The sequence below is a fragment of the Microcystis sp. M53603_WE2 genome (assembly GCF_030065435.1).
On the sequence record NZ_JASJFF010000106.1, the window covers coordinates 1 to 3,745 of the forward strand.

Annotated in this window: 3 protein-coding genes and 2 pseudogenes; 1 reads left to right on the forward strand and 4 read right to left on the reverse strand. The window is 45.3% G+C overall.

The window, feature by feature from the left end; all coding sequences use genetic code 11:
* Window positions 1–154, reverse strand: a pseudogene (locus PX481_RS02615) (Uma2 family endonuclease); the annotation flags it as partial.
* A 191-nt stretch (window positions 155–345) separates the two neighbouring features.
* Between PX481_RS02615 and PX481_RS02620 the strand changes: the two are divergent.
* Entirely contained in the window at window positions 346–2,139 is a 1,794-nt protein-coding gene (locus PX481_RS02620; protein WP_288093541.1) for a fatty acyl-AMP ligase, read from the forward strand.
* A gap of 325 nt (window positions 2,140–2,464) precedes the next feature.
* On the opposite strand, the gene lspA is transcribed toward PX481_RS02620, so the two are convergent.
* The 3 genes and pseudogenes from lspA to PX481_RS02635 form a co-directional block, all read right to left on the reverse strand.
* Window positions 2,465–2,932, reverse strand: coding sequence for a signal peptidase II (lspA, locus tag PX481_RS02625; protein WP_002763467.1), 468 nt, complete (start codon window positions 2,930–2,932; stop codon window positions 2,465–2,467).
* An 11-nt stretch (window positions 2,933–2,943) separates the two neighbouring features.
* Window positions 2,944–3,594: a biotin transporter BioY gene (locus PX481_RS02630; RefSeq protein WP_002763469.1), complete on the reverse strand. Its 651-nt coding sequence runs from the start codon at window positions 3,592–3,594 to the stop codon at window positions 2,944–2,946.
* Window positions 3,566–3,745, reverse strand: a pseudogene (locus PX481_RS02635) (biotin synthase BioB); the annotation flags it as partial. The pseudogene PX481_RS02635 and the gene PX481_RS02630, both read right to left, overlap by 29 nt.

A 3,745-nucleotide genomic window follows, 5' to 3' on the forward strand; every position in this document is an offset into this window, starting at 1 on the left:
CGTAGTAATCACTCCTCTCGCGCCATAATAATTCTAGACAACTAAGGAGAATGATGATCTGTTGCAGGTGTAGTTCACTTTCCAAGGGTGGTTCATCACTCCATAAATCTGTGGGGGGACAGGCAACTTCTGGGATTATGTCTAGGTCTGTCATGACTTTTTCCCGGTATTTTAGGATTGATTAATTATAGCTTTTTCTAACAATTGCAGAGATAAAGCAGGGGGGATTTTAACCAATAACTTAATCCTATACCTTGACCGATCGCCTTCCGCACTTTATCCTAGCGCCATGGGCAAATATGTTAAAACTTCTATACAATAGCGCCAATAAGCCCGATAACAACGATGACTGAAACCCTAATTCAACCCGCAACCCTAGTAGAACTCTTACGTTACCGCGCCACGGCACAACCAGAGGGCCATGCCTACACTTTTCTTATCGATGGTAAAAAAGAAACCCCACCTTTAACCTACAGTGAACTCGATCGCCAAGCAAGAGCAATCGCCGCCTATTTGCAAAAATACCAGGCCCAAGGGGAACGCGCCCTATTACTCTATCCTCAAAGTTTAGAAGTAGTGGCCGCTTTTTGTGGTTGTCTCTACGGGGGAGTGATTGCCATTCCCGTCCCCCCACCGGAATCGGGACGACTTAAGCGCACTCTGCCCCGTTTACGAGCAATTGTCAAGGATGCTAATGCCACCTTTGCCCTAGTTACCGAAAGTATTCTGACTCTTATTGAAGGTGTTAAGGAAGAATTTCCAGAATTCGACCAAATGAAATGGATTACTACCGAAAGTATTGATATTTCCCTCGCGGACCAATGGCAAGATCCCCAGGTGGATAAATCGGCGCTTGCTTATCTGCAATATACCTCCGGTTCGACTAATATCCCCAAAGGAGTGATGTTAAGTCATTTTAACCTGATGCACCATTGCGGTTACTTGCAAAAAGCTTGTGGTTACGAACCGGATAGCGTTACCCTCACTTGGATGCCCTATTTCCACGATTACGGGTTAGTCGAAGGTATCACCGTCCCCCTCTACAACGGTACACCCTGCTATCTCATGTCTCCCTTTGCTTTTATTAAGCGTCCGATGCAGTGGTTAAAAAATATTACTAAGTACAAAGTTACTCATAGTCAGGCCCCCAACTTCGCCTATGATCTTTGTACTCGTAGGATTAAAGCTGCCGATTTAGCGGAATTAGACCTGAGCAGTTGGCAGGCTGCGGGAAATGCCGCCGAACCGATTAACCCGAAGGTAATGGCCAAATTTGTCGATACTTTTGCCGATTACGGCTTTTCTTGGTCAACTTTCGCCCCTGCCTACGGATTAGCTGAATATACCCTCTTGATTTCCAATAAACCCAAGGGAACCACCCCAATTATCACCGCTTTGGATGCAACCGCCTACGAACGCGGTAAAATTGTCCCTGTAGGCTCCGATCGAACCACGGGAGTTAGATACGTCCCCAGTTGTGGTCGTCGCGTCTGTGATACCCGTATAGCTATGGTTAATCCCGATACTTTCACCCTTTGTGCAGCCGATGAAGTGGGCGAAATTTGGGCCAGTGACCCCAGTATGGCCGCTGGATATTGGCAACGGGAAGACGCAACTAAAGAGACTTTTCAAGCTTATCTTGCTGATACGGGAGAAGGACCGTTTTTACGCACCGGAGATTTAGGTTTTCTTCTCGATGGGGAATTGTATATCACGGGACGGATTAAGGATTTAATTATTGTCCGTGGCAGTAATCATTATCCCCAGGATTTAGAATGGTCAGTACAGCATCTTAATGAGGTTTTTCGTCCCGATTATGGTGCGGCTTTTTCCATTGAAGATAATGGGGAAGAACAGTTAGTTATTGTCCAGGAATTAGAACGTCGCAGCGGTGAGTTAGATACGGCCAAATTAATCGCCGATATCCGTCAGGAAATCGCCGAAGAACACGAAATTATGACCCATGCTATTGTTTTGGCTAAATCGGGAACAATTCTCAAAACTGCCAGTGGCAAAATTCAACGCCGCGCTATTAAACAGAATTTTCTCAATGGTAATATGAGTGTTATCGATGCTTGGTCAGAAAATCCTGAGTTAGTTAGTAAATTTAATCGCTCTATTTCTCAAACAGAAGCATAGTTTTTTGGGTGGGCATTGCTCACCCGATCGAGTATAACAGAGGCAGGGGGCAGGAGGCAGGGGGCAGGGGTAGGGTTGATTCATAGTAGGGTTGATTCATAGTAGGGTTGATTCATGAATCAACCCTACCCGTTGGGGGCGTGGCGCCGCCCCCAAACCCCGGAGCGCATTAGTTTTTCGGTGGTATGCTTACAGACGGCTGCTGATATATCTGTAATAATTTAAGAGTCACTCCACTTGCATTTGAACAGAACAAGTAAGGGCGAAGCATTCGGATAGGAAATCTACGGTTTCAGCGATAGGTTATCGCTCGAATGCTTCGCCCCTACGGGACCCTTGACTTGTGGGGAAAGGTAGAAATTAAGAGGCAAATAATCCCGATATTAATAAAAACGTCGGCCAGATTAAAAACAGGAAAATTAATCAATCTAAAATCGAGAAAATCCACCACATAACCAAACAAAAAGCGATCGATGCCATTGCCGAAAGCCCCTGCTAAAATAAAACCGTAGGCTAATTGTTCCCAACGATTTAAATGCGGTCCAAAGTAAGCAAAAGCCATTAATCCCAAACTAACTAATAAGGATAGCCATTTTAGCCAACCAACACCGCCCCGAAAAACACTAAAAGCCGCCCCGGTATTAATCACATAGGTAAAATGAAAAACCCCCGGAATAATCGGGAAAGTATCACCAATTTGCTCAAAACTCTGCACGGTTATATACTTAGTTAATTGGTCTAAAATTAGACCAAGCACCGCCACTATCCAAAACCAGCGATTCTTTTTTAACATTGGCTGTGGCATCAATAAAATAATAATTTACGGAAGAAAAAGGCAATAATTACCACCACACAAATTACTACTAACTGCCCTAAAAATGGCCAGACTGAATAATTCATAAATAGGGTGGGCAAACTATCGGGAAAGGTGATTTGACTGGCTTGGGGCTGAAAAATCGACAATCCCAGCATATATAATAAACCGCACAGATGAATAACTAACAAACCGGCAAAGGCACTTAAAGCAAGGGTTTCTATCTTGGCGCGCCAGCGAAAAGCCAACCAACCACACAGCCATGCCCCCGGCATAAAGCCCAAAATATAGCCAAAACTGGGTTCTTTCAGATAACCTATTCCCCCACCCTGAGCAAACACAGGCAACCAAGTTAAACCGAGAAAAATATAGGCCACCTGGGCAAGAAGCCCGGCATTTTTGCCCCCCAGACAGCCCGTTAACAATACTGCCCCAATTTGGTAAGTTATGCCTAGTTTTTGCGAAGATAGACCCGCAGCCGACCAACTAGCTAGGCTTACTGGAACAAATGTACTAAAGATTGTCAGCAACAAACCAATCAAGGCCCAGATTAACTCATTGGGAACCGATGCGGAAGTGCGCCGGGGCGGAGAGCCTCGTCCTCGACGTGATTTAGGTTGCCTGTTGGGGTTGGTATTCACCGGGGATGGGGGCTTCTCCTCCTATTAAACTAAGATCAGCCAACATCGCCTGATCCTGTTGGGGGGGTTGTCCTAGAGTGGTCAAATAATGCCCAATCAGCATAGCATTAATTCCCGATTTTAGCCCCAGATTTTGCAATTCTCCCATCAC